The sequence below is a fragment of the Halomonas qinghailakensis genome (assembly GCF_025820815.1).
Classification (GTDB): Bacteria; Pseudomonadota; Gammaproteobacteria; order Pseudomonadales; family Halomonadaceae; genus Vreelandella; species Vreelandella qaidamensis.
Genome location: NZ_CP096973.1, coordinates 2763900 through 2789765, shown reverse-complemented (window position 1 = coordinate 2789765; position 25866 = coordinate 2763900). Strand labels below are relative to the sequence as shown.

Below are 25866 nucleotides of genomic sequence, written 5' to 3'. Positions count from 1 at the left end.
ATTGATCGAACGAGAAGCCGTTGTGATGCCGGTGCGCCGGCTTGGGTTGGAGGGCATACCATGAGCCGTGACCCCTTAAATCGTGAAACTTATACCAATGATGCACTCGATGCAGATGAGTTTGACAACTTAGACGCTGTTAATGACGACCATTATGGTAAAAGTAAACCCAGCAAAGCAGACACACTACGCGCCCGCCGCCAGGTAGAAGCATGGCTTGAAGAGCGCCGTTTGCAGCGCGCTATTGAAGATGATTGGGATGAAGAGGAGTAACTTCCACTTCTAAACCGCTTTTATTGGTTGGCAGTTTAGTCACGATGTCTAGTGCTTAAAATCATTATTCCGCTCTGTTTGTCACACACCGAGCTTTTACTAGGCTGCTAACCAACGTCCCAGAACGTCTTATCTTCTATGCTTCTGGCCTTTGTTCGCGCTGAGCACTATCATCTTAGCCCTATGCCAGCACATAGCTGCGACTCTTTTCTCCAACAACCTAACGGATTTCCATGGCGCAATACGTATTCACCATGAACCGGGTTGGCAAAGTTGTGCCGCCCAAAAAGCAAATTCTCAAGGATATTTCGCTATCATTCTTCCCTGGTGCCAAAATTGGCGTGTTGGGTTTGAACGGTTCCGGTAAATCCACACTGCTGCGCATCATGGCCGGTGTCGATAAAGAGTTTGAAGGTGAAGCTCGTCCGATGCCTGGTATCAATGTGGGCTACCTCCCCCAGGAGCCACAGCTTGATGACGAAAAGAACGTTCGCGAAACGGTAGAAGAAGCCCTAGGCGCCATTAAAGAAGCTCAAGAGAAGCTAGACGCGGTGTACGCCGCCTATGCCGAGCCTGATGCGGATTTTGATGCCTTAGCGAGCGAACAAGCACGCCTTGAAAATATTATTGAAGCTGCGGATGCGCATAACCTTGAGCGTAAGCTAGAAGTTGCTGCTGAAGCGCTGCGTCTACCGCCTTGGGATGCCAAAGTAGGCAACCTTTCCGGGGGTGAGCGTCGCCGCGTGGCATTATGCCGCCTGCTGCTTTCAAGTCCCGATATGCTGCTGCTTGATGAGCCTACTAACCACTTGGATGCTGAATCCGTTGCTTGGCTAGAGCGCTTCTTGCACGACTATAACGGCACTGTAGTGGCCATCACCCACGACCGTTACTTCCTGGATAACGTTGCTGGATGGATTCTAGAGCTTGACCGTGGCCAGGGCATACCCTTTGAAGGCAACTACTCTCAATGGCTGGAACAGAAAGAGCAGCGCCTGAACCAAGAAGCCAAGCAAGAAGTATCGCGCCAAAAAGCCATCAAGCAAGAGCTTGAATGGGTGCGCAGCAACACCAAGGGGCGTCAAGCGAAGAGCAAAGCGCGCCTTAATCGCTTTGAAGAGATGCAGTCTGGTGATTTCCAAAAGCGTAATGAAACAAACGAGATCTATATTCCGCCTGGCCCACGCCTGGGTGACAAGGTCATTGAGTTTCATAACGTCACCAAGCGGTTTGATGACAAACTACTCTACCAGGATCTCTCGTTTACCATTCCCCAAGGGGCAATTGTCGGGATTGTAGGTGGTAACGGGGCCGGTAAATCAACGCTGTTCAAGCTGGCCACCGGCCAAGAACAGCCGGATGCTGGCGAAGTAGTGATTGGCGAGACAGTCGATATTGCCTACGTTGAGCAGCTGCGCGACGCGCTAGACGACAAGCAAACTGTTTGGGAAGCCGTCTCTGATGGGCAGGATATTCTCAACATCAATGGCTATGAAGTATCCTCGCGGGCCTACGTTGGCCGCTTCAACTTTAAGGGGAACGATCAGCAGAAGCGCTTAGATGAGCTTTCTGGTGGTGAACGCGGTCGTCTGCAACTTGCCCAAACGCTGAAGCAAGGCGCAAACGTACTGCTGCTAGATGAGCCTTCAAACGATCTAGACATTGAGACCTTACGCGCATTGGAAGAAGCGCTACTTGCCTTCCCTGGCTGCGCTATGGTGATCTCTCACGATCGTTGGTTCCTCGACCGTATCGCTACGCACATTCTCGCCTTTGAAGGCGATTCAGAAGTTGTCTTCTTCGATGGCAACTACACCGAATATGAAGAAGACCACAAAAAGCGCGTGGGTAATGACACGCCTAAGCGGATGAAGTATAAGCGTATCGACGCCTGATCGTGGCATCGTAGCAACACTGCTTATATGCAAAAAAGCCCCATGTGCGGATGAAAGCGCACTTGGGGTTTTTTACTGTCTTAACGTTTATAAAAAAACTGAAAACGTTACTAGCCTGCCGGCCAAGTAAACTGCCGCCCACCCATCAAATGCATATGAATATGGTAAACAGTCTGGCCGCCCATTTCGTTGCAATTCATGACTACTCGATAACCATCTTCTGCGAAGCCTTGCTGTTTAGCTAGCTGTGCAGCGGTGTACTGCAATCGCCCAATAACCGCTAAGTCATCTGGAGTAATATCGTTCAGCGTGGCAATGTGCTTTTTAGGAATGATCAGCTGATGCGTTGGTGCCTGAGGGCTAATATCATTAAATGCCAACACGTGCTCATCTTCATATACGATATCTGCGGGAATTTCGCGGTTTATTATTTTGCAAAACAGGCAATCCATACGGCCTCCTTCATTTTGTAAGTGGCGAAAACGTACTAACTAGCAAAAACGGCCTAGCGAAAACGGCGCTGAGAAAGCAAATGGCGAACCAAGGGGGCTAGGATTAGCTCCATCGCTAGCGACATTCGCGCGCCAGGCACTACCAACGTGTGTGGGCGTGTCATAAACGAGTCTTTAATCATCGCCAATAGCCAGGGAAAATCCACTGTTGACGGGTCTCTAAAACGAATCACTACGAATGATTCTGCATCGGTGGGAATGTCTTGTACTTCAAACGGGTTCGACGTATCGACGGTGGGCACCCGCTGGAAATTAATATGGGTACGAGAGAACTGCGGCTGAATGTAGCGCACATAATCATCCATGCGCCCTAATATGGTATCGATTACCGCTTCCTGGGAATAACCGCGCAGCTTAGTATCACGGTCAATTTTTTGAATCCACTCCAGGTTCATGGTTGGCGCAACGCCAACTAACAAATCCACGTGACGAGCAATATCATACTCTTGCGTCACTAAACCGCCGTGCAGCCCCTCGTAAAATAACAAATCGGTACCACAGGGTAGTGACTGCCATTCAGTGAACGTCCCTACCCGATAACCCGCCTCAATTTTTTGCTTATCTTCCGCATGAATATAGTGGCGGAACGTACCCGCCCCATGTTCACCGTACTCGATAAACAGCCCTTCAAGCCGATCAAGCAGATTGGCTTCTACCGCAAAGTGAGAAAGTTCATCTTTACGCTCGGGCTCATCTCGAAAAATCCGCTGAAGGTCATCGCGAGTGTAGCGGTGGAACGCATCGCCATCCACCATGGCAGCGTGCACATCTTCACGCAAAAACATGCGTTCAAAACTGCGCCGCACCGTCGTGGTGCCCGCTCCTGAAGAGCCGGTAATGGCAATGATTGGATATTCCCGCGACATTAAGCACCTCTCTCCGGTGCGACCGCCTGAGCAATCGCCTGCACGACGTCATCAGGCACGTTCACAGGCCGCCCTGTAGAAAGGTCTAAAAGAAGCTGATTGACGCGAGCAGTTGCCACCACTTTATCGGTTTCCGCATGACAAATGCGCTGGTAAACCGTTAACGCTTTGCCTTGCGGCTCAGGGACAGCGGTCTCAATTATCAAGGCATCTGGCCAGCGTGCCTCGCTCTGATACTGAACAGCCAGATCGACAACAACGCTTGGGTACCCTTTCATATCCCACTCAGGCAAGCCTAGCGCTGCGAAGGCATGCACACGAGCTTCATGTAGTAGCGATACTAAAACGTCATGTCCCAAGTGACGGCCATAGTTCATATCCGTCACCCGCACCGTCAAAGGATGCCGATGAATAATCGCTGCCGAGGGGAAATCCAGCGTGACACGCTCCATGCCTAGCTCCTTGTCGGTGATAGTTTAGCGCTGGCGAACCACCGCTGTTTGCTATGCTTCCCGGGCGATAGCACGGAATGCGATATCACGGCGAAACTCAGCGCCTTCCCAATGAATCGCGTTAACACCCTGATATGCTTGCTGTTGAGCAGCAGAGACCGTGTTGCCCAATGCTGTTACACACAGCACTCGTCCGCCTGCGGTTAAAATAGCGCCGTCAGCAGCCTGTGTCGTGCCAGCATGAAAGACCTTGCACTGGGCCTGTTCTGCCTGTTCTGCCTGTTCTAAACCGTCAATGACATCGCCTTTACGGTAACTACCGGGATAGCCACCTGCTGCCATGACAACGCCAACAGCCGCACGGTCGTCCCACTTACACTGCTTATCAGCAAGCTCACCCTTAGCACCGGCCAGACAAAGGGCAGCTAAGTCTGACGTTAAGCGCATCATAATCGGCTGAGTTTCAGGGTCACCAAAACGACAATTGTATTCAATAACCTTTGGATTGCCTTCAGCATCAATCATCAGGCCCGCGTACAAAAAACCTGTGTATGCATTGCCCTCTTCCGCCATGCCTCGCACGGTAGGAAGTATAACCTGCGCCATGATGCGCTCGTCGATCTCTGGCGTTACCACCGGCGCTGGGGAGTAAGCCCCCATGCCGCCCGTATTGGGGCCAGTGTCGCCGTCGTAAGCACGTTTGTGGTCTTGGCTAGTAGCCATGGGCACGACATTTGCACCATCCACCATAACGATAAAGCTGGCTTCTTCGCCTTCCAGAAATTCTTCGATAACAACGCGCGCACCTGCATCGCCAAAGGCATTCGCTTCTAACATATCGCGAATAGCCGCTTCAGCTTCGGCTTCGCTCATCGCTACAATGACCCCCTTACCCGCCGCCAAGCCGTCAGCTTTGATGACAATCGGCGCGCCCATCTCAGCTAAGTAAGCCAAAGCGGGTGCTACCGCCGTAAAGGTTTGGTATGCAGCAGAAGGAATCTGATGACGTGCAAGAAAGTCTTTGGTGAACGATTTAGAGCCTTCCAATTGGGCGGCACGTTGAGAAGGTCCAAAAATGGTCAGGCCCGCAGCCTGAAAGCGATCGACAACGCCTTCCACTAGCGGTGCTTCTGGCCCCACCACTGTCAGCGCCACCTGCTCACGCTGGGCAAACTCAACCAACGCGTCTAAATCTGTTGCTTCAATCGCTACGTTGGTCAATTTAGGCTCGGTGGCAGTACCTGCATTACCCGGCGCAACAAACACCTGCTCGACATCACTAGACTGCGCTAATTTCCAAGCCAATGCGTGCTCGCGGCCACCGCCACCTATCATTAAAACGTTCATTATCATCCTTCTCAAACGGGAGTGCGTAGTTGAGACTAGTTGAGACTAGTTGAGCGCAGTTAAGAGCGTCATCGAATTAATCAGCCACATTATGCCACAACGTCTCAACCAGCGGCGTTACGAGCTTTTATCCGGCGTATCGTCTTCATCCGTTTGATTAGGCTGATTAAGCGTTTTTTGCCAAAAGCGCATATTCTCTTCCGCCAATTCGCGCATAAACTCCATGGGAGAGTGGCGAATTGCTTGTTGCCATTGGCTTTGCATGCGCTTTTGCTGCTCTAGCATGAGCTGGGTACCCTGCTCTAAATAGCGTGCCAGCGGTAAAGGTGATGACATATCATAAACACGGATCAGCTGGGCAAGCAGATCGTTCGAGAAGACCTCAGCATCGCTATCAGCCTGCTCTTGTTCGATAATGATCGACAGCAAGATAGTTCGCGTTAGATCTTCCCCACTTTTAGCATCTTCGACGCGGAAGGGTTCTTCCTCAATAATCAAACGCCGCAGATCCTCAAGCGTCACGTAACGACTTTGCTGAGTATCATATAACCTACGGTTAGCATATTTACGAATTACGCGCACAGCGCATCTCCTTAAACGCGGTAGAGGCTTTGTCGCCATTGCTGCTATTGTGCCTGCAACATGCGCCTATGCAAGCCAGCTTAACGGATTAGTACCGTTAGACGTGTCTTCCTTATGACCAATAGACGACAATCATGAATCTGATTCTGCTTAATCCGAGCGAAGTGAAGGGAGCTTATGCTTACCTTACTGACGCACGACGTATCACCCATTTACGCGAGGTACACCGCGCCTGTATAGGAGATCACTTCACCGTTGGCCTGCAGGGGGGGCAAATGGGGAAAGCACAGCTAACCGAACTAAACGATATCCAGGCAACTTTCACATTAGAAAGCTTGAACGAGCCGCCCCCACCGCCCCTGCCAGTACACTTAGTGTTGGCGCTTCCTCGGCCCAGAATGCTGGCACGTACCTTAGAGCATGTCACTGCCCTTGGTGTAAAAAATATTACACTGCTACACACTAAACGGGTGGAAAAAAGCTACTGGCAATCTCCCGAACTCCGCACGGAGAAAATTCACCACCACTTAGTACTTGGCCTTGAACAAGCGCGGGACACACAAATGCCCAAAGTGACGCTATGCAAAGGTTTTCGCCCCTTTTTAGAAGAACAGCTGCCTGAACTATTAAAAGAAAGGCGCGGCTTGATGGCACACCCTGGCATGCCGAACGCCTGCCCGCGGACGGTTGACGGGCAAATACTGCTTCTCGTTGGGCCGGAAGGCGGTTTTATCCCCTGGGAAGTTGAAAAACTACTTGAGGCAGGCTGCGAGGGCATGCACTTAGGCCCCCGCATCTTACGGGTAGAAACGGCCGTAACCGCGCTGTTATCCCGACTTTTTTAATCCTTCGCTACGCCTTTTGCTGGGTAACGAGCGCTATAGGCTCAAAAAACAGGCGTTAAGACTGCTCGTCTGCAGGGTCGTGGGGAACATAAGCCGCGTTTTCCCCACACTCTGGTTGTTGAAGAAAAGTAGCACGCACATCCAACAATCCTAAGTGACTAATCGTACGACGCCCCAAGAGAAGAGGATAAATCATCTCTTCTCGATCACGCAGGCTAAACTGCTCTTCATAAACTGTATTACCCATGCACACGTCCATTAGCACCACCGGACGCTCATCACGACCACCTGCCCCGCGTACGGCTAGCTCGCGATAGAGGGGGCGTTCGATCTGATCGCTAAATGTTTCACCGCTCTCCTGATCCTCTAGCTTGAGCCGGAAACGAACCCACTCTTCGCCCTCTTTCTCAAACATTTCGATATCACGTGCGTCTAGCGAAGAAGTCAGTGCACCGCTGTCTAGCTTAGCTTTCACAGCGATACCCCAAGGCTCAATTAATGCATTTTCAACCCAGCCAAATACCTTATCATCTGCTTGAGCAACCATGCTCACTAGTAATGCACCGGCAACAGCACTAGCAGCCAGAACACCCAGAAAAGTTTTCCTCATTACATTTCGTCCTTGGTGAGAAATTTAAATAACTACAAAGACCTAATAAACCATTAACGCAACCGTTCTAACAGCGCCTGTGTCGCGAAGCCATCCGGAATGAGTCCTTGGTCACGTTGGAAAGCGCGTAACCCTTCACGTGTATTGGGTCCCATGATGCCGTCCGCAGTTCCTACTGAATAACCAGCATTATTTAAACGTTGCTGCAGGGTACGTACATCATCACGTGTTAGCGGAGCTTGGTCTCTTGGCCAAGACGCTTTAATGCCATCACGTCCCGCAATAGCATCTGCCAGTGTAGCCACGGCTAGAGCATAACTGGTGGCATTGTTATAGCGCAAAATTGCCCGAAAGTTAGGCCCTACTAAAAATGCTGGGCCGTTTGCTCCTGCGGGCACAATCACCGCAGCGCTATCAAAATTAGGAAGTTCGCCACTTATCGGACGCACGCCTTGTGACGCCCATTCAGCACTGCTACGCCGTTGCGTTTGTGAGTAATCGAACGAGTCAGGCAAGTTGACTTCCACGCCCCAGGGCTGTCCAGCCTGCCAGCCTGCCCGCGCAAGATAGTTAGCGGTAGATGCCATGACATCAGGAATACTGCCCCATATGTCTCGACGGCCATCATTATCGCCATCCACAGCATAGGCTTCAAAACTGCTGGGTATAAACTGCGTATGCCCCATGGCGCCCGCCCAAGAGCCTTTCATTTGCTCAGCGGCAATGTCACCTTGGTCAATAATCCGTAGAGCCGCTAACAGTTCGCCCCGTGCAAAATCACGCCGACGGCCATCGTAAGCAAGTGTTGCCAGTGACTCAAGCGTCGAGAAGTCACCAAAATTACTGCCATAATTACTTTCGATACCCCAAATGGCGACGATAATTTCCGCAGGAACGCCATAGCGTTGCTGCATTTGCCGAGCAGTATCGCGATGAGCCGCAAGCTTTTCTAACCCGTTATTAATCCGTGTACTGGAAACTGCTGTATCAAGGTATTGCCAAATAGGACGAACAAACTCTGGCTGATACTGGTCAAGCTCAATCACCCGTTCACGGTAGCGAAGCCCATCAAACGCAGAGGTAAGCGTTGCCTCACTAATTCCTTGCTGTGCAGCGTAGCGGCGAAAATCAGCTAACCACTGGTTAAAACTGGCGTAGCTAACTTGTTCGGCTGCGCGTGCATCCACTTCGCTCATTAGCTGCTGATTAGCGGCTACGCTAGCACTTAGCGGAACACTACTCGCCGCTAATGCAAGTGATAAGCACAATGCGGGACGGATACTTATTGAACCTTTATCTTTCAAAGACATAGCATTAATCTCTTGGCAATCCTTGGCGTGTTTCCGATAATGGCTCAGAAACACGGCAGATGCTAGTCTTACCCACCAAGCCGCAATAAAACAATCAGGTGAAATGCCACCACGACCCCAGTCAGCAAACCACGCAGTTTAAAATACCAAGCAGGAAAGCCTTCTCGCCCATCGCGACTAAGATCGTAACCACCGATTAAAATAAAGCCTGCTAGCAACACCCATAACCCTGTCACCACATTGAATAATAATGCAGGCCAAGCGATTAAGCTGGGCACCATAGCGATAAACAAACGTCGGCGGTTGTCTGGGCGCGGTACTTGAAGAGCACTTCCCCAATGAACACCCCCTAGAAAAGACAAAATAACTGCGCTGTAATAGCTAAATCCATACACCGCTGTTACTTGCCAAGCAGAAGATCCCCACCAAGCGATCACGCCCCCGGCAACAAAAGGAATTAACCCTGCAAGACCAAGAAACCAAGCAACGCGGCAGTCACTACTTACCTCTCTCATATTTCAAAATCCACTTCTTGAACGCTATTGTCAGTACCTAAGTGAAACATTACTCATCTGTTTCTTGAAGTTCTGTTTTAGCTACTAGCCAGCGTTGCCACTCGCTTGGCTCTACATAGGGCACACCAAACCTGGAAGGCGCTACACGCCAGGGTTGTTGTCGCTCTAATCCTATTGGCAACGTCGCTAATTCAGGTAGCCAGTAGGCGACGTAAAGCCCCTTAGGATCATAATGGCTTGCTTGCTTTAGTACATTAAAATAACGGTCTTCACGGGGGTCACGGCCAACTCCAGCCACATAACGCCAATTACCCCAGTTACTTGCCACATCATAATCAATCAAACAGTGCTCAAACCACCACGCCCCAAGACGCCAGTCGACGTTCAGATCTTTCACTAGGAAACTGGCGACATTTTGGCGGGCTCGGTTAGATATCCAACCGGTGTATTTAAGCTCCAGCATGGCAGCGTCAATAAATGGCACGCCGGTTGTAGCATTGCGCCACGCATTAAATGCTTTGTTAGCAGGCGACAATTTTTCATGACCAAATAGCGCAGCGCCTTCCAGTTGGGCCGCTCGGTGAAAATAATCACGCCACAAGAGTTCAAAAACTATCCAGTAACTGGATTCACAGCTGCCGTTTATCGCTTCCCAGGCTTTTACTTCTTGATGCACCTGACGCGCGGACAAACAGCCACGTGCTAACCAAGGAGAAAAACGCGTCGAGAAATTTGCACCCAGTAACCCATTACGGGTTTTCTTATAAGATTCCGCACCGTTTTGACGCCAGAGATACTGTTGAAAGCGGTCACGGGCAGCCAGCTCACCCCCAACGAATACAAAGCCTTGTCGCTGATCCGGCTGCCAGTCAGCACTCTCTTCGCAAACGGCTTTTAAAGGAGGAAACCCTCTGGGCGCTGCGTCTGGCCAGGGTGGCAGTGTCACTGGTGCAGGTTGCGGTTCAGAAAATTCGCAATGTTTTTCTATACGGCGTCGGAATGCCGAAAAGCTTGGCGGCAGTTCATTCAACGCAAAGGGCAACTCATTTTCAGAAATCAAATAACCACTATCAGCGCAAAAAAGCTGACAACCCGATGGAAGATGCTCAGCAACACGCTCGATATGCTGCGATTCTTCATATCCCGAATGGACTGCTACTCGAACTTCTCGTGCGCTTAGCGTTTTGGCTGTTTCCAGTACAATACTGGCGGGGTCGCCAATGCGAACTAACAAATCACTGCCGCGCTGTAACAGCTCACCACGTAGCTCCATCAAACTTTGCCATAAAAAACGCAGGCGAGCTGGTCCAAGCCTAGGGGTGTCATCTCCCTCAAGCGCCGGCTCGAGCCATCGCTGATCTAGCACATAAAGGCAAAGCAACTGTTCTGGAGGGGTATTGAAATGTAGTAGAGGGTTATCCGCTATCCGCAAATTATCCTGAAGCCATACAATATCAGTCGTGCTAGTCATGCACTTGCCTCCTTGGTGTGCTTTGCTGCTTGGCTTCGCGACGGCAGCGTTCACTGCAATAGCGCACTTCATTCCAGCAGCGCGCCCACTTTTTCCGCCAAGTAAAAGGACGCTGACATTGAACGCAATCTTTTTGCGGTAAATCTTGCTTGCGTTGCATGGGAGTATCTCGCTGCCTGACGTTTGCACGCCACGTATAAAAACATAGACACATTATCCTACACAGTATAACTATTGTACATAAATTGACACGTTTGTTTCTGACGCTCAGCCCCTTTTCTCTAGTGCGCGCAATAAAAAAGCCATCCGAGTGGATGGCTTTTCAATAGTGAATACCGCAGCGAATCGCTATTCTATAACGCAAGGGAAAGAGTTAATCCGGCCCGCTGTGGTCAATCAGGGTCTGTAGTGCGGGGGTGCCGCTTGGCATTTTCATGGGTTTCAAGGCCGCTTTTAAGCTCGTGAGTCAGCGGATCATAGTTGGGCCTTAACTCATCTTTTACGGTACCGCTCCAGAGGCGTGAGCCAACAAAATAGCCTGCCCTGCCAATCACATGGGCAGCAATCGGTGCTGTTATTAAAATAAAAACAATAATAGCGAACGAGCGCGCAACAATGCCAACTTCGGCAAAGTGCATGGCTGCAGCCAACATAATTAAGATCACACCAAGCGCTGCCGCCTTGGTAGTTGCGTGCATACGTGTTAGCAGATCTGGTAGCCGCAGCAAACCAATTGCAGCGAGTAGCATAAAGCTCGACCCCGTTATCAACAGTGTGCCTTTGATAAACTCAATCATCCCGCGGGCCCCCACGTTCTAGAAAGCGTGCAAAACCAATCGCTGCTAAAAACCCCATCAAGGCAATCACAATAGCGGCATCCAGAAAGCTTGCCACGCCCGACTGAATTGCATAAACCCCCACAAGCCCCACCACCGTGGTGGAGAACAACTCAAGTGCAACAACACGGTCAGGTAAGCTAGGGCCTCGCACAACACGCACAAAGGTCAGCACTAGCGCTAGCCCCATAATGATCTGGCTAATCAAAATAACGGTATCCATTAACGAAATAGCTCCAAGGCACGGTGCTCCATTTCTTTTAAGTTATTTCGAAGCTCTTCTTCATCATCTAAAAACATCGCATGAATATAGAGCACTTTTCGGTCATCAGAGACATCAAGGCTCAATGTGCCCGGCGTTAGCGAAATCAAATTAGCAACCATAGTAATTTCCATTTCGGTACGAGCAGAAAGAGGCAGCGCAATAACGCCTGGTTTCATATGCCAAGGCGGTGTCAGTATATCGAATGCAACGCGTAGGTTAGCCTGCACTAACTCCTTAATGAAAAAACCGATAAAACCAATAATTCTCGGCACACGAGCCGGATAACCTTTCAACGCCTCGACTTGAGGCTCGATTAATAGCAATGCGATGTAGCCAAAAATCATCCCCACTAACAAATTAAGCCCCGTGAAGTCTCCACTTAACAGCACCCAGGCTAGCCCGAGCAAGAGGTTCCAAATCGCACCGGTCATGGGGAGTCCTCCGTACGGTCGCCTAACTGCTCGGCCTGTAACTCAATCGGGTCAAGCATCGCTGCTTCGGCGCTAGCAGACACACCTAGTACAGCCTCAATGTAACCTGACGGTGTCATCAGCTGCTCACCAATAAGCGTCATCACTTGCATGATGGGTTCAGCGAAAACACCTATTAATAGTGACATCATGGCCAGCACAATAACTGGCGTATACATCATCCACAGGCTTGGTTTTAATAAACGTCCATCATCTCCGACAGACGTGTGTGAGGCGGGTACATTGTTGTCTTCCGGCAGCGCCTTCCAGAAAACTTCATTCCAAATTTTCACCATGGAATAAAGCGTCATAATTCCTACCGCCAGTGCAAACCCTGTCGCTACGTAAGCTTCTGCTTCAAGGCCAGCGCGAACCAGCACGAACTTGGCAAAGAAGCCCGATAGGGGCGGAATGCCTGCGAGCGAAAATGCCGAAATAAAGAAGGCCACCGCTAACCAAGGCCGTTCGCGATAAAGGCCTCCCATCTTTTTAAGCTGGTAAGTGCCTTGTAAACGATGGGTAATACCGCTGATCAGAAACAGATTTGTTTTAACAATAATGTTATGCATGATAGCGAATACCCCACCAGCAATCGCTAGGGGTGTATAAAGTGCCAAACCAAGAATCATATAACCAATCTGGCTCACAATGTGGAATGAGAGAATGCGACGGAACTCATACTGAGCGGCAGCACCAAGCACACCGGTGACCATCGTCAGCACGGCTCCCCAAAGCATAATGTCCTGCAGATACCCCATTGTCTGATCAAAAATAAGCGTGAATACGCGAAACAACGAATACACCCCGACCTTTGTCAGCAAGCCAGCAAACAGCGCCGATACGGCTACTGGCGGGGTATGATAGGAAGCAGGTAGCCAGAAAAAGAGTGGGAAGGCAGCGGCTTTAATACCAAAGGCCACCATAAACATGACAGCAAGCACTTCGACCATGCCACTATGTTCTGCCTCATCCATGCGCAGCGCTATATCAGCCATGTTTAACGTGCCTACCGTGCCATATAGTAGCCCCACTGCTGTTAAAAAAATCACCGATGCAAGCAGGTTCAGCGTGACGTATTTAATAGCCCCTTCCATCTGCGCTCGCTCACCACCCAGAATCAACAACGCAAACGACGCCACCAGCATGACTTCAAACCAGACATACAGATTAAAAATATCGCCAGTTAAAAAAGCCCCCGCTACCCCCGCTAACAACAGGTGCATCAACGGGTAATAGCCAAACTTTTCGTGGCCACGCCCCGTGGTAGCCAGCGAATAAATACCCATTGCCAAGCCAATGATGCCTGTCATTAAAATCATGACGGCACTCAACATATCGGCAACGAGCGTAATTCCAAACGGCGCCGGCCAGCTGCCCATCTGCATGGTAATGTAACCATCAGCTAACACAGCAACAAATAGCCATACACTGACAAGCAGCAGTGCCACATTACCCGCTACCGCAATAAAACGTTGTACGGGGCGAGAGCGCCAAAACAGGAGTGAAAGCGCTCCAGAAAGCAGTGGCAGCAGGACGGGAAGTGCAACTTCAGGCCTCACGTGTCGGTATCCTTCATTTTGTCCAGATCATCTGCTTTTACGATTTCGTAGGCACGGCGAATTAACACGACAGCAAACGCCAGCACCCCAAATGCAATCACAATTGCCGTTAGTACAACGGCCTGAGGCAGCGGATCCGCTACCTCACCCAATGGTTGTAGCATCCCTTCCGGAATTAACGGTGGTGCTCCGCGGGTCATGCCTGCCGTAGTAAAAATCAGCAAATTAGCGCCATTAGACAGCAGCAATAGACCTATCACTAACTTAACAATAGAGCGGCGTAACATCATAAAAATAGCGGCGGCATAGAGCAGCCCAATCGCTAGTGCCATTAGCGGTTCCATATGGGGCCTCCTGAGTTATTAAGGTTCATCCTTATCCACCTCCATCAACGCCATCACCATACCCATGACCGAACCAAGCACAGCAAAGTACACTCCCACATCAAAAATGAGCGGTGTAGATGCTTTAAAATCAATCACGGGAATAGTCCACCACTGAGCGGTTAAAAACGGCTGTCCCATAAACCAAGCAGGTACGACTGAAATCATGCCTAGCAATAGCCCCACCCCAATTAAGTCACGGGGATCAACCATGCGTAGCACCTCTTTAGTGGCACTGACGCCAAAGGCAAACAGATAAAGCGTGAAAGCCCCAGCTGCCACCAGACCAGCAATAAACCCACCACCTGGCTCATCGTGTCCACGCAGCAACAAGAAAATTGAAAACATCAGCTGTAGCGGCATCAAAAAACGTGCCGCAGTATTGAGAATGATGGTGCCTGATTTAACCATCGTACGGCTCCTTAATACTGGCTTTTTCGCATTCTGCTGCTTTGTTTTCATCTCCGCCGTGGCGAAGCTTAAGCATGGCAATTACCCCAATTGCAGCGAGAGCAAGTACAAACATTTCGCCTAGCGTATCGAGAGCACGGTAGTCCACCAAAATGACGTTTACGATGTTACGGCCATAAGCCAAGGGAGCACTGTTCTCGACCATATATGTTGAAATTGGCTCAAACTGATTGATACTCCAGGCGGTCATAATCAGTAGAAAAATTAAAATCCCCATCATCGCAGCCACACTACCATCGCGGATACGTTCCAAACTGGTGGAGAGGTTTGAAAAGCGAGGCAAGCGAAAGAGCACCAAGACCAATAAGATAACCGTCATGGTCTCAACCAATAGCTGGGTAATACCCAAGTCCGGGGCACTAAAAAGAATAAAGATCAGCGCAATCGAGAAGCCCATAATGCCAACTGACACCACCGCCCCAAGACGTGAGCGGGAAATGGTCGCAAACAACGCACCCATCACCATCGTGCCAACGACAATTACTTCATGGAAACGCACGTCCAGCGTCAAGGCCAGCTGGGGAGAGTGGCGAACCAATATCGAGTTTCCAATCAGGGCAATAAGCACCACTAACATGACAAGAATGTAGTTGCGCATGTAGCCGTTTTGCAGCAAGCGTGTCTGCCATTCAGAAAATCGCACAATGCCATTCATTAAACCTTCGTAACCCGCTTCGGGGCCATGGCGCATGACGGGCGCCAGCATCGCTAATTTGCTACGGGCCCCGTCCCAGCGTTTAAACAGGAAAAAGCCTAGCCCAAGACTAACAATCGACATGATCAATGCCATGTTGATGCCATACCAGAGCGACAGTGTCACCGATAGTGGCTCGCCTGCCACCGCTGTTGCGGCTGATGTAAGTAACGCATCAGCCCCCAGAATGGCGGGTGCCAACCCTAGCAAAAGCGAACCAAGCGCCAACACAGCAGGCCCAATTAGCATGCTAAAAGGCGCTTCATGGGGCTCTTTTGGGGTGGTATGCAACTGCCCCCAAAAGGGGCGAATCGCTATGATGATGGCCACGGCTATCGTCAGGATGGCAGCTAAAAAGGCAAACAAAACTAACAGCATTTTAAAACGCTCTGCGCCTAACGCTGCTTCTAGCATTAACTCTTTTCCAATAAACCCAAAAAGCGGCGGCACACCAGCCAACGACAGCGCCGCCACACAGGCAATCACCGCGGTGATTGGCATGGCAGACTTCAGCCCACCCATGGCAGTAACGTCTTTGGTACCTGTCTCATGGTCTAATATACCGGCAACCATAAACAGCGCCCCTTTATACATCGAATGAGCAAGTAAAAAGGTAACAAATGCCGTCATAGCGTACTCAGAACCAATGCCCAACAGCATGGTTAACGTGCCCAGTGCCATAATGGTGGAATAGGCCAGTAGCTTTTTGATATTAGTGTGATGAATCGCTAAGAAAGCCCCCGTTAACATGGTGGTCGCGCCGACCACTGACAGTATTCCCACCCACAGCGCTGTGCCACCGAGCTCTGGCTGCAAACGGGCCAGTAAGTAAATACCTGCCTTTACCATGGTCGCTGAGTGCAGATAGGCCGAGACTGGTGTCGGTGCCGCCATCGCGTTGGGCAACCAAAAATGAAAAGGGAACTGAGCTGATTTTGTAAAAGCTCCCAACAGCAGGCAAATAAGCATAGGGGTATAAAGCGAATGGTCGCGAAGATCGCTTTCCATTTGGCTTATTTCATAAAGCGACCAACTCCCGCTAGCCACTCCCAGGAACACAAGGCCTGCCATCAACGCTAGTCCACCCGCGACAGTGACGAACAACCCTTGGCGTGCGGCTTTCCGAGCCTCCATGTCGTAGTGGTTAAAGCCAATCAATAAGTAAGACGTGATACTGGTTAATTCCCAAAAGACAAAGAGTGTCAGCAGCCCATCAGCGAGCACCAACCCCAACATAGAGGCCATAAACGCTACAAGCGCTAAGTGAAAACGTGCGATATCGTCATGGCCTTTTAAATACCCACCGGCATAAATCAGCACGAAGGTACCGATCACTGTAATCAAAAGGCCAAATAATAAGGAAAGCCCATCAACTAAAAAGCTTAGACTGATGCCTAGAGACGGCACCCATGCCCACTCCAGCAGTAATGATCCCTCGCTTATGACGACCGGCGCTAGGCTGAGCAGCCAGCCAGCCATTAGGGCAGGAAACAGTGCCAGCGCTAGGCTTGCCCGTTCTCCAAACCAGCGGTTGAGCAAAGGCGACGACGCTGCCAGCACAAAGCCCATTAAAACAGCGAATTGCATCCGGTGGTTTCTCCCTGTAAGAACGTTTCAGTTAACTCTAAGGCAGCAGCAAGATCGAACGGCCCTAACGTTGAATAAATGTGATTTTTAATGCACAGACCTTATACCAAGGTTGGTCAAATTTCTAGAAATCTAGGACCCATAAAAAAAGCCGCCGTGGTTAGGTACCTTGGCGGCTTGTGACAAGATGAATCCTTACGTAGTAGAAAGCCAACCTAACAACTCGTTGTTTACAACCGCCAACAGCGCCTCAATATGGTCATCCCGGTCATTCAAGCAAGGGATGTAGCTAAACGTCTCGCCGCCCGCTTCCATGAAGCTATCGTGAATCTCTTCCTTTATCTCTTCTAGCGTCTCGACACAGTCAGAAGAGAAAGCCGGCGACATAATCGCAATATGCTTGTGCCCCTGCTTAGCCAACTCAGCTACATGATCAACGGTTTGCGGGCCTACCCACTTTTCGGGCCCAAACTGCGACTGAAACGCAGTGTCCACTTCCTCTTTACTCAGCCCCAACTTTTCGCGCATCAAGCGCGTCGTTTTCTGGCACTGACAGTGGTAGGGGTCACCTTCTAACAAGTAGCGCTCCGGCACACCGTGGTAACTTGCCACCAGCTTGGTGGGACGAGTTTCAAAGCTGTCATAAGCTTCTTGTACCGAGTTTGCCAGCGCCTGAATATAGGCTGGGTGCTCAAAGTAAGCGGGCACTGTACGAATATAAGGTTGCCACTTCATTTTCATGAGCGTGCGGAATGCCTGATCATTTGCCGTCGCTGTGGTGGGCGAGCCGTACTGGGGATATAGCGGGAAAAAGACGATCCGCTCACAGCCCTTCTCTTTCATACGGTTGAGCACACTTTCGGTCGACGGATTGCCGTAGCGCATACAGAAATCAACTTCGACGTTATCGCCATAGAGCGCCTTCAAACGTTCGGCCATTTTCTCCGTTTGCGCACGCGTGGTGGTCAACAGTGGGCTCTCGTTTTTCTCGTTGTTCCAAATACTTTTATAAGCATGCCCAGAAGAAAACGGCCGCTTGGTTAAAATAATCAGCTGCAGCAGCGGCTGCCACTTCCAGTTAGCGTAATCAACAACGCGCTTATCAGACAAAAACTCACTGAGATAGCGACGCATGGACCAATAGTCAGTTGCATCCGGGGTGCCCAAGTTGGCCAGAACCACACCCACCTTGGCAGGAGGAACCGCAGGGTGGTCACTAGGGGCATGAACCAAACGCCCTTCGCCCGGCTGATCTTTCACAACACTATCGACCATGTCGCTAACTCCTTAGGTACTTTTAATAGTTGGCAAAATCTTAACACTTTTCGGCAAAGCCGCGGCATAAAGTTATACTATCAACATTATTTGTATAACTGCAGGCAAACTCATGTATAAGCCTTTACTGCTTGTTCTTGGCGATCAGCTGTCGCTTTCCCTGGCAACCTTGCGCGATGCGCCGAACAACGCGGTGGTCGCCCTATGTGAAGTCAGCGAAGAAGCACGTTATGTGCCTCACCATATACATAAGATCGGCTTATTCATGGCCGCCATGCGACATTTTGCCCAAGCGTTACGGGATAAAGGCTATACCGTGCACTACACCCGCCTTGATGATCCCGACAATACCCATTCGCTCATCGAAGAAGCCGAACGTATTGCAACCCAGTATGGCTGCAGTGAAATACACGTAACGAGACCCGGCGAGTGGCGATTATGGGATGCCATGCGCCAGCGCCAACAGGCTACCCTACCCTGGCAACTGATAGAAGATGAGCGTTTCTTTACCACACCCGACGACTTCGCTCACTGGGCTCACGGTCGTAAACAACTCCGTTTAGAGTATTTTTATCGTGAGCAGCGCAAGCGAACCGGCCTGTTAATGGAAGGCGATTCACCTGCGGGTGGCCAGTGGAATTTCGACCACGACAACCGCGAACCGATTGATGCAACCCTCCGTTTTCCAGCGCTACCCCAACACACCCAAGATGCGCTCACCAAGGAAGCACTCAACGACGCCAAGCGCCATTTTAGCGACCATATGGGCTCCCTGGATAACTTCAACCTCCCCGTCACCCGCCGACAGGCGCTGGTGGATTTGAAGCACTTTCTTAACCACGGCCTGGCCGATTTTGGCCGCTATCAGGATGCAATTAGCGACGCCGCACCGTTTCTGTATCACTCCAGGCTATCGGCGGCGCTCAATATCGGTCTGTTAACCCCTCAAGAAGTGTGCGAAGCCGCTGAGCAGCAGTATTACGATGGCAAAGCCCCCCTTAACGCTGTTGAAGGGTTTATTCGTCAGATACTTGGCTGGCGAGAGTATGTTCGTGGGCTTTACTGGACACACATGCCGAATTATAAGCGTGAAAACCGGCTTGGTTTTGAACGCGATTTGCCTGCGTTTTACTGGGATGGAAATACTGATATGCGTTGCTTACAGCGCGCTATTCAAATGACCATCGACAATAGCTATGCCCACCATATTCAGCGCTTAATGGTAACCGGCAACTTTGCCCTACTTTGCGGCGTGAAGCCTGAAGCACTCTGCGATTGGTACCTAGCGGTTTATGCCGATGCCTGCGAATGGGTCGAACTGCCCAATACGTTGGGCATGGTGCTGCATGCCGATGGTGGTCTAATGGGTTCCAAACCTTACTGCGCTTCCGGCAAGTATATCGACAAAATGTCTGACCACTGCCAGCACTGTCGCTACTCCCCAAAGCAGGTAACTGGCCCAAAAGCCTGCCCATTTAACAGCCTTTATTGGCATTTTCTGGAAACCAACGCTGAGCAGCTAAACCGTAACCCGCGCATGAAACTAATCTATGGCTCTCTCTCACGCATGAAAGACGAAAAGCGTGAGGCGATGCGTCAGCAGGCGGAACAGTTTCTAGCCTCACTACCGACCAGCCAAGGCTACGGCCAAGCGCACCATACCCAAGGTTATAACGCAAAGGACACTCAATGAGCCGTTTTTCGACACTCCAGGCCAACTCACCAGTCACCCTATACCACGATGGTCACTGCCCCTTTTGCCGCGTAGAAGTCGCATGGCTTGCAAAACATCGCCATAAAGAGCGCGTGACCTTAGTGGATATTCAGGATGAAAACTTCAAAGCTGCCGATGTTGGACGCACCTTTAGTGACATGATGGGACTGCTACACGTAAGAGACAGCAAGGGAAGTTGGTATATCGGGATGGATGCCAGCCGGGCCCTTTATGCGGTGTTGGGCTACCGGTGGCTAGTGTGGCTATCTTGCTTACCAGGCCTACGGGGGATAATGGATGCAGGCTATCGTTTTTTTGCCCGTCGCCGCGTTCGACTGGGGCAGTGGTGGGAAAAACGTGCCGCTAAATAAGTGAATAAAAGAAGATCAGGTTAAAATTAAAATACCAGCGGCATACGCGATGTCAGTGGCGAGCTGTAATGCGCATCACGACCAATCACTTCATCCTGGGGCACATGCTGAACTAAGTAAGCACGATGGATGCCAGCGCGCTTTAGCTCAAGGTAGACATCGTCTAATGAGCGAAACAGCATTGGCTTGTTACGCTGAGTTAGCATGTGCCGCTCACCCTCGACATCTTCAAGTTCAACTTGGTAAAAACGGCTACCAGAATGAGTAATGACGCGTATTTCAAAGTTGTCGTGCCCTGCGACAAACCGTTTCAGTTCTTTCAGTTCCATGATGCTCTCCTATGATTGTTAATTATCATGGGGCACAGCATGACGTTACCCCATGACAATTTTATTACCTTTACACTAACTCACTATGACGGCAACATCACAAGAGAGTTCCTGACCAAACCATCAACTATTTTAGCCAAGAATTCATCAACTTTTTCATCAACTTTTTCATCAACTTTTTCATCAACTTTTTCATCAACATATTCATCGAATTATTGATATTCAGATGGGTCGATGGCCTTACCTAACGAGTTGCGATCAATCCAGTTGCCGCCTTTGGTTTCCTTATAACGAAAAACCACCTTATCGCCCACGGTGACTGGCAGCTCCGAATCCTCAGTCTGGTAGCTATATTTTTCCCCTTCGACCACTAGGAAGTAACGGTAGAGGTCAGGCATACCCAACCACTCTTTAAATGGCCCTTCACGCTCTAGCGACTGCAACTCCCCACGGCCTTCTAACTTTGGAAGACGCTTACGGTTGCCACGTCTAAAACCACCTGCCATTTGATACTCCTGTCTATCTGTTTCGTCGGGGAGGAGCATTATACGTTCTCCCCCCTGACGCTCAAGTTAATCACCGAAAGCTTCACCATAGCTATCAGGCGCTAGATCTTCAAAGCGCGTGTACTTACCAATAAACGCCATATGCACCGTCCCAATCGGGCCGTTACGCTGCTTGCCGATAATCAGCTCAGCAATCCCCTGGTTATCAGGATTATCGGGGTTATACACTTCATCTCGGTAAACAAAAGCAATCACGTCGGCATCCTGCTCGATCGCACCCGACTCCCTTAAGTCCGACATCACAGGACGTTTATTGGGGCGTTGCTCTAACGAACGGTTAAGCTGTGAAAGGGCCACAACAGGACACTGAAACTCTTTTGCCAACCCCTTCAACGAACGTGATATTTCCGAAATCTCACCGGTTCGGTTTTCAGAAAAACCGGGGATCTGCATCAGCTGCAGATAGTCAATCATGATCAGTGCCATATTACCGTGTTCACGCACTACCCTGCGTAAACGCGAGCGCATTTCGTTGGGCGAAAGTGCTGCGGTGTCGTCTATAAACAGCTGCTTGTCTTTGAGCAAATTGACTGCTGAGGTAAGCCGCGGCCAGTCTTCATCTTCCAACTGGCCAGAGCGCACGCGAGTCTGATCAATTCGGCCTAGTGACGACAGCATCCGTAGCATCAGCGACTCAGCGGGCATCTCCATGGAAAACACCATCACCGGTTTGTCGCTAGAGATCACCGCATGTTCAACCAGGTTCATTGCAAAGGTGGTCTTACCCATAGACGGACGTCCGGCAATAATCACCAAATCCGAAGGCTGCAGGCCGGACGTCATTTCATCCAGGTCACGAAATCCCGAGGAAAGTCCGGTCATCTCACCTTTTAGATTGAACAGCTCATCAATACGATCAACCGCTTTGGTTAGTAGCTCACTCATGCCAATAGGGCCGCCGGTTTTCGGCCGCTCCTCGGCAATTTGAAACACTAGCCGTTCAGCTTCATTGAGCAATTCATCTGCAGGCCGCCCCTGGGGCGAAAATGCCCCATCAGCAATTTGATTGGCCGCCCGGATAAGCTTACGCAGCGTCGCCCGCTCACGAACGATATCGGCATAAGCACGAATATTGCTGGCCGAAGGCGTATTACGCGCAAGTTCTGCCAGGAACGCCAAACCACCTACTGTATCTAGCTGATCACGCGCTTCCAGCGCTTCTGATAATGTAATAACGTCCAGCGGCTGACCAGATTCGGCTAGATGAATCATCACGTTGAACACCAAGCGATGTTCATAGCGGTAGAAATCGTCTGCCACCAACCGCTCCGACACATTGTCCCAAGCCTGGTTGTCCAGCATTAGCCCACCAAGCACCGACTGCTCCGCTTCAAGAGAATGCGGCGGCAGCTTCAGCGCTGCCGTTTCCTGATCAGCAGATGGCAGGTCCTGCATAGCGAGCTCCTTTAAATAACATAGCCAACGACGTTCACTATCTTAGCGCAACCTCAGATACACCATAAGCGGTACATCGACGCTAAGCGACGTTCAAAAAAACGCACCAAAAACAGCGCACATACTTTTGACCAGCGCCTAGAAGTAAACATACTCAGTCGTTGCTCCTTAACGACGAGTCACAACTGTTTTAAAAATTTGTTTTAAAAAAACCTACTTCAAAAAACCTACTTCAAAAAACAAAGGGCGCGGGAAGTCCCGCGCCCTTTGAGGCGTCAGCGTTGGCGAGAGCGTTTACTCTGCGACAACAACCACGCGAACAACCGCATCTACATCTGCATGCAGGTGTAGTGCAATGTCGTACTCGCCAGTCTGGCGAATCGGACCTTGCGGCATGCGTACTTCGCTCTTGGCAACATCGATGCCAGCAGAGGAAATCGCATCGGCCAGGTCACGAGGACCAATAGAACCGAACAGCTTGCCTTCATCACCTGCTTTAGAAACCAACGACAGTTCGATGTCGTTAAGCTGCTCAGCACGCGCTTCAGCTTCTGCTTTACGCTCGGCGGCTTGGGCTTCAAGCTCAGCACGCTGGGCTTTAAATGCTTCAACGTTCTCTTTGGTAGCCGGTACGGCTAAGCCATAAGGTACCAAATAATTACGACCATAACCGGGCTTTACAGTGACTTTGTCACCCAGGCCGCCCAGCTTACCAATATTGTCGAGCAGAATGACTTCCATCTCGTAAACCTCTTGTCAGTTGCTGCGGGCAAGGCGTGCGCGAACGTTCGCGAATGTATCAATCAGCCCCAACAGCAGCACAATGAGAATCGTGGGCCAGGTCGTGATCAGCAGCACATAAAATGCCACCAGCCACAGCCCGTTCATCCCCTTTATTCCAATAAACCCATGCACTAACGCAATACCAGCGACCAGCAGAGGAATCCATCCAAGCATTGCCAGAGCGTGCGCGCCTAGCACCATACCCACTACACCAAGCACGATTAAAACAGCGAGCTCTTTAGGGGATAGGCGCAATGCGTGAAACTCTTCACGGAAGCCGCCTGGGTTATAAAGCCCAGCCTGCCAGCTTCGCGCTAGGGCTAAACACGCAATAGCGGCTAACAGTACTACTAAGCCGGTTACTCCACCAATCACCATAGCGGCGAGTGTCGGCGCATCAATACCTTGGTTAGCAAACTCTGTCAGCATGCGATCAATCTCAGTCGAGCTTTCTCGCAGCTGCTCCAGCATCAGCTGTGTTCCACCTGGCGGGCTAAAGATGCCGAGCTGAACCATTACCGCTGCCGCTAATGTGCCAACGATTAATGCTTCACTCCAGCGCATCCTCTCACGCAAGATAACCGCCATCAGGGTTACTAGCAGTACGCTAGCAAGTGGAATGACGTCACCTTGAGACCACCAAAAACCTGCAGGTAGTGCTGCAGCGATAATTACCGGCAGTGCAGGCGCGAAGCCTTTTCGCAAAGTAACTAACGCAGCAATGGCTGCCCCTAACCAGAACAGCCAAGGCACTAGCGTCGCTAATGCTGCCCCGCCAATGGCATAAGGCGTGCTCTGCATGAGCCATCTTGCCAGTGCCAGCATCACGTTAAACGCTTACTGATGGCTATCGGAGTAGGGCAGCAGTGCCAGGTAGCGCGAACGCTTGATAGCAGTCGCTAGCTGACGCTGATAGCGTGCTTTGGTACCGGTAATACGGCTCGGAACGATCTTGCCGGTTTCGGTGATGTAAGCCTTCAACGTGTCGAGATCTTTATAGTCGATCTGCTTGACGCCTTCAGCGGTGAAGCGGCAAAACTTACGGCGACGGAAAAAACGTGCCATGGACTAGCTCCTTAAAACGTGCGGTGGATAAAATCAGGCAGTTTCTTCAGCTTCTTCAGCGCGCGGCCTATCTTCGCGACGCGGACGCTTCTCTTCTGCCGGCTTCATCATCGGTGAAGCTTCAGTGATCGCTTCTTTACAGCGAACAACCAAGCTGCGAATGATAGCGTCGTTGAAACGGAAGATGTTCTCGATTTCTTCGAGAGTCTCACCGGTGCACTCGACGTTCATCAGCACGTAGTGGGCTTTGTGGATCTTGTTAATCGGGTAAGCCAGGTGACGACGGCCCCAATCTTCCAAGCGATGCACAGTGCCACCGTTTTCGGTAACGATGCTGGTGTAGCGCTCGACCATAGCCGGCACTTGCTCGCTCTGATCCGGGTGGACCATAAACACGATTTCGTAATGACGCATGGAATCTCCTTGCGGTTTGACAGCTTCCGATGTGCATTGAGACAAATGTCTCAGCAACGACAGGGAAGCAAGGAGTTAACTGAAGTGCCCGTTACTCACCGCGAACGATGTTGTCTGGGGCATCAAGCAGAACTGTTTTTCGTATTCACTATTAACTAATACGAGCACCCGCTTAAGGATAAACGGGCGCAAGCATTTTAGTGGGACAGGGACTAACTTGCAAGCTGCCGCTGACGAACAGCTTCAAACAAACAAATACCCGCCGCCACCGAGACGTTCAAACTGGAGACTTGACCCGCCATAGGCAGCTTTGCCAAGTTGTCGCAAGCTTCTCTAGTTAGCCGACGCATACCTTTCCCTTCAGCTCCCATCACTAATGCCGTTGGGCCAGTCATATCAATCTCAAACACACTTGCGTCAGCTTCACCCGCCGTGCCAGTAATCCACACACCGGCATCTTTAAGCTTGGCAAGCGTACGAGCCAGGTTAGTGACCTGATACACAGGCACCACTTCAGCAGCACCGCACGCTACTTTGCGCACCGTCGCGTTCAGCGGTGCAGCTTTATCCTTCGCCACGATCACTCCATGAGCACCCGCTGCATCAGCACTGCGAAGACACGCACCGAAATTATGCACATCGGTAACACCATCCAGCACTAACAATAACGGCGGTGCAGAAGCCTGCCATGCACGCAGCTTCAGCCATAGCGACTCCTCCCCTTCGGGAACCAGCGGGGGGCAAAAAGCTACAACGCCCTGATGAGCAGCGCCCTGCGTAAGCTGATCCAACAGGTCACGCGACTGCTCTTTAACATGCGTACCACGGGACTGAGCATTAGCAACCAACTCTTTCAAGCGGTTACCAGAGCCCTGCTGCACCCACAGCTCACGGGGCGTTTCACCCCGCTCCAGCAGGCTTTCAAGGGCGTGAACGCCATACACTTGATCTAACCCATCTGGTGTAGGTACCGCTGGACGCGAGCCACGTCGAGACGACGACGATTTCATG

Annotated in this window: 31 protein-coding genes; 5 read left to right on the top strand and 26 right to left on the bottom strand. The window is 50.8% G+C overall.

Annotation, left to right across the window (positions count from 1 at the left end; genetic code table 11):
- Positions 1-60 precede the first annotated feature (60 nt).
- Positions 61-273: a PA3496 family putative envelope integrity protein gene (locus M0220_RS12935; protein ID WP_030073266.1), complete on the top strand. Its 213-nt coding sequence runs from the start codon at positions 61-63 to the stop codon at positions 271-273.
- A 233-nt stretch (positions 274-506) separates the two neighbouring features.
- A complete protein-coding gene (gene ettA, locus M0220_RS12930) occupies positions 507-2168 on the top strand; it encodes an energy-dependent translational throttle protein EttA (protein WP_030073267.1) in 1662 nt (553 codons plus the stop codon).
- A gap of 110 nt (positions 2169-2278) precedes the next feature.
- Here the strand turns inward: ettA and M0220_RS12925 are convergent, their stop codons facing one another.
- The 5 genes from M0220_RS12925 to phaR all read right to left on the bottom strand — a co-directional run bounded on the left by M0220_RS12925 (position 2279) and on the right by phaR (position 5927).
- On the bottom strand, positions 2279-2620 hold the full coding sequence (locus M0220_RS12925; protein ID WP_030073269.1) for a histidine triad nucleotide-binding protein: 342 nt from the start codon (positions 2618-2620) through the stop codon (positions 2279-2281).
- Positions 2621-2673: 53 nt separating this feature from the next.
- Complete coding sequence (locus tag M0220_RS12920; RefSeq protein WP_009721706.1) at positions 2674-3546, bottom strand: phosphoribulokinase; 873 nt, start codon at positions 3544-3546, stop codon at positions 2674-2676.
- Entirely contained in the window at positions 3546-3998 is a 453-nt protein-coding gene (locus M0220_RS12915) for an acyl-CoA thioesterase (protein WP_264017829.1), read from the bottom strand. Before M0220_RS12915 ends, M0220_RS12920 begins: the two co-directional genes overlap by 1 nt.
- 51 nt (positions 3999-4049) lie before the next feature.
- Positions 4050-5345 carry a phosphoribosylamine--glycine ligase gene (purD, locus tag M0220_RS12910; RefSeq protein WP_264017828.1) on the bottom strand — a complete coding sequence of 432 codons (1296 nt, stop codon included), beginning with the start codon at positions 5343-5345 and terminating at the stop codon, positions 4050-4052.
- Between the two features lie 117 nt (positions 5346-5462).
- On the bottom strand, positions 5463-5927 hold the full coding sequence (gene phaR / locus M0220_RS12905) for a polyhydroxyalkanoate synthesis repressor PhaR (protein WP_030073282.1): 465 nt from the start codon (positions 5925-5927) through the stop codon (positions 5463-5465).
- Between the two features lie 134 nt (positions 5928-6061).
- Between phaR and M0220_RS12900 the strand changes: the two genes are divergently transcribed.
- Positions 6062-6772, top strand: a complete 711-nt coding sequence (locus tag M0220_RS12900; protein ID WP_264017827.1) for a 16S rRNA (uracil(1498)-N(3))-methyltransferase — start codon at positions 6062-6064, stop codon at positions 6770-6772.
- Positions 6773-6827: 55 nt separating this feature from the next.
- Here M0220_RS12900 and rloA3 read toward each other — a convergent pair whose 3' ends face one another.
- The 13 genes from rloA3 to hemH all read right to left on the bottom strand — a co-directional run bounded on the left by rloA3 (position 6828) and on the right by hemH (position 18218).
- A complete protein-coding gene (gene rloA3 / locus M0220_RS12895; RefSeq protein ID WP_030073286.1) occupies positions 6828-7382 on the bottom strand; it encodes a retropepsin-like aspartic peptidase RloA3 in 555 nt (184 codons plus the stop codon).
- Positions 7383-7435: 53 nt separating this feature from the next.
- The gene (locus M0220_RS12890; RefSeq protein WP_030073288.1) at positions 7436-8692 is read right to left on the bottom strand and encodes a lytic murein transglycosylase; all 1257 of its coding nucleotides are present in this window, start codon (positions 8690-8692) and stop codon (positions 7436-7438) included.
- A gap of 68 nt (positions 8693-8760) precedes the next feature.
- Positions 8761-9207: a DUF3429 domain-containing protein gene (locus tag M0220_RS12885; RefSeq protein ID WP_030073290.1), complete on the bottom strand. Its 447-nt coding sequence runs from the start codon at positions 9205-9207 to the stop codon at positions 8761-8763.
- A gap of 49 nt (positions 9208-9256) precedes the next feature.
- Positions 9257-10678, bottom strand: a complete 1422-nt coding sequence (locus M0220_RS12880; protein ID WP_264017826.1) for a DASH family cryptochrome — start codon at positions 10676-10678, stop codon at positions 9257-9259.
- Positions 10671-10838, bottom strand: coding sequence for a DUF2256 domain-containing protein (locus M0220_RS12875; protein WP_084180475.1), 168 nt, complete (start codon positions 10836-10838; stop codon positions 10671-10673). Before M0220_RS12875 ends, M0220_RS12880 begins: the two co-directional genes overlap by 8 nt.
- Before the next feature lie 232 nt (positions 10839-11070).
- Complete coding sequence (mnhG, locus tag M0220_RS12870; RefSeq protein ID WP_030073293.1) at positions 11071-11475, bottom strand: monovalent cation/H(+) antiporter subunit G; 405 nt, start codon at positions 11473-11475, stop codon at positions 11071-11073.
- The gene (locus M0220_RS12865; RefSeq protein ID WP_009721695.1) at positions 11468-11737 is read right to left on the bottom strand and encodes a monovalent cation/H+ antiporter complex subunit F; all 270 of its coding nucleotides are present in this window, start codon (positions 11735-11737) and stop codon (positions 11468-11470) included. The genes mnhG and M0220_RS12865 overlap by 8 nt, the downstream gene beginning before the upstream one ends.
- On the bottom strand, positions 11737-12210 hold the full coding sequence (locus tag M0220_RS12860) for a Na+/H+ antiporter subunit E (RefSeq protein WP_030073295.1): 474 nt from the start codon (positions 12208-12210) through the stop codon (positions 11737-11739). Before M0220_RS12860 ends, M0220_RS12865 begins: the two co-directional genes overlap by 1 nt.
- Positions 12207-13808, bottom strand: a complete 1602-nt coding sequence (locus tag M0220_RS12855) for a Na+/H+ antiporter subunit D (protein ID WP_030073297.1) — start codon at positions 13806-13808, stop codon at positions 12207-12209. The genes M0220_RS12860 and M0220_RS12855 overlap by 4 nt, the downstream gene beginning before the upstream one ends.
- On the bottom strand, positions 13805-14152 hold the full coding sequence (locus tag M0220_RS12850; RefSeq protein ID WP_030073299.1) for a Na+/H+ antiporter subunit C: 348 nt from the start codon (positions 14150-14152) through the stop codon (positions 13805-13807). The genes M0220_RS12855 and M0220_RS12850 overlap by 4 nt, the downstream gene beginning before the upstream one ends.
- An 18-nt stretch (positions 14153-14170) precedes the next feature.
- Positions 14171-14602, bottom strand: a complete 432-nt coding sequence (locus M0220_RS12845) for a Na+/H+ antiporter subunit B (RefSeq protein ID WP_030073303.1) — start codon at positions 14600-14602, stop codon at positions 14171-14173.
- Entirely contained in the window at positions 14595-16943 is a 2349-nt protein-coding gene (locus tag M0220_RS12840; RefSeq protein ID WP_264017825.1) for a putative monovalent cation/H+ antiporter subunit A, read from the bottom strand. Before M0220_RS12840 ends, M0220_RS12845 begins: the two co-directional genes overlap by 8 nt.
- A gap of 195 nt (positions 16944-17138) precedes the next feature.
- Positions 17139-18218 carry a ferrochelatase gene (gene hemH / locus M0220_RS12835; protein WP_030073307.1) on the bottom strand — a complete coding sequence of 360 codons (1080 nt, stop codon included), beginning with the start codon at positions 18216-18218 and terminating at the stop codon, positions 17139-17141.
- 112 nt (positions 18219-18330) lie between these two features.
- On the opposite strand from hemH, the gene M0220_RS12830 reads away from it, so the two are divergent.
- Complete coding sequence (locus tag M0220_RS12830; RefSeq protein ID WP_264017824.1) at positions 18331-19911, top strand: cryptochrome/photolyase family protein; 1581 nt, start codon at positions 18331-18333, stop codon at positions 19909-19911.
- Positions 19908-20303, top strand: coding sequence for a thiol-disulfide oxidoreductase DCC family protein (locus M0220_RS12825; RefSeq protein WP_264017823.1), 396 nt, complete (start codon positions 19908-19910; stop codon positions 20301-20303). The genes M0220_RS12830 and M0220_RS12825 overlap by 4 nt, the downstream gene beginning before the upstream one ends.
- A gap of 26 nt (positions 20304-20329) precedes the next feature.
- On the opposite strand, the gene M0220_RS12820 is transcribed toward M0220_RS12825, so the two are convergent.
- The 8 genes from M0220_RS12820 to rlmB all read right to left on the bottom strand — a co-directional run bounded on the left by M0220_RS12820 (position 20330) and on the right by rlmB (position 25865).
- Positions 20330-20632, bottom strand: coding sequence for a DUF6482 family protein (locus M0220_RS12820; protein ID WP_030073311.1), 303 nt, complete (start codon positions 20630-20632; stop codon positions 20330-20332).
- Between the two features lie 212 nt (positions 20633-20844).
- Positions 20845-21138 carry a hypothetical protein gene (locus M0220_RS12815; RefSeq protein WP_009721685.1) on the bottom strand — a complete coding sequence of 98 codons (294 nt, stop codon included), beginning with the start codon at positions 21136-21138 and terminating at the stop codon, positions 20845-20847.
- Positions 21139-21204: 66 nt separating this feature from the next.
- The gene (gene dnaB / locus M0220_RS12810) at positions 21205-22593 is read right to left on the bottom strand and encodes a replicative DNA helicase (protein WP_030073314.1); all 1389 of its coding nucleotides are present in this window, start codon (positions 22591-22593) and stop codon (positions 21205-21207) included.
- 294 nt (positions 22594-22887) lie between these two features.
- Positions 22888-23334 (bottom strand): 50S ribosomal protein L9, encoded by a 447-nt coding sequence (gene rplI, locus M0220_RS12805; RefSeq protein ID WP_030073316.1) that lies wholly within the window; start codon positions 23332-23334, stop codon positions 22888-22890.
- Positions 23335-23349: 15 nt separating this feature from the next.
- Positions 23350-24201, bottom strand: coding sequence for a hypothetical protein (locus M0220_RS12800; protein ID WP_030073317.1), 852 nt, complete (start codon positions 24199-24201; stop codon positions 23350-23352).
- 12 nt (positions 24202-24213) lie between these two features.
- Positions 24214-24441, bottom strand: coding sequence for a 30S ribosomal protein S18 (gene rpsR, locus M0220_RS12795; protein ID WP_009097135.1), 228 nt, complete (start codon positions 24439-24441; stop codon positions 24214-24216).
- Between the two features lie 33 nt (positions 24442-24474).
- On the bottom strand, positions 24475-24855 hold the full coding sequence (gene rpsF, locus M0220_RS12790) for a 30S ribosomal protein S6 (RefSeq protein ID WP_030073320.1): 381 nt from the start codon (positions 24853-24855) through the stop codon (positions 24475-24477).
- 212 nt (positions 24856-25067) lie between these two features.
- Positions 25068-25865, bottom strand: coding sequence for a 23S rRNA (guanosine(2251)-2'-O)-methyltransferase RlmB (gene rlmB, locus M0220_RS12785; protein ID WP_264017822.1), 798 nt, complete (start codon positions 25863-25865; stop codon positions 25068-25070).
- Between the last annotated feature and the right edge of the window lies 1 nt (position 25866).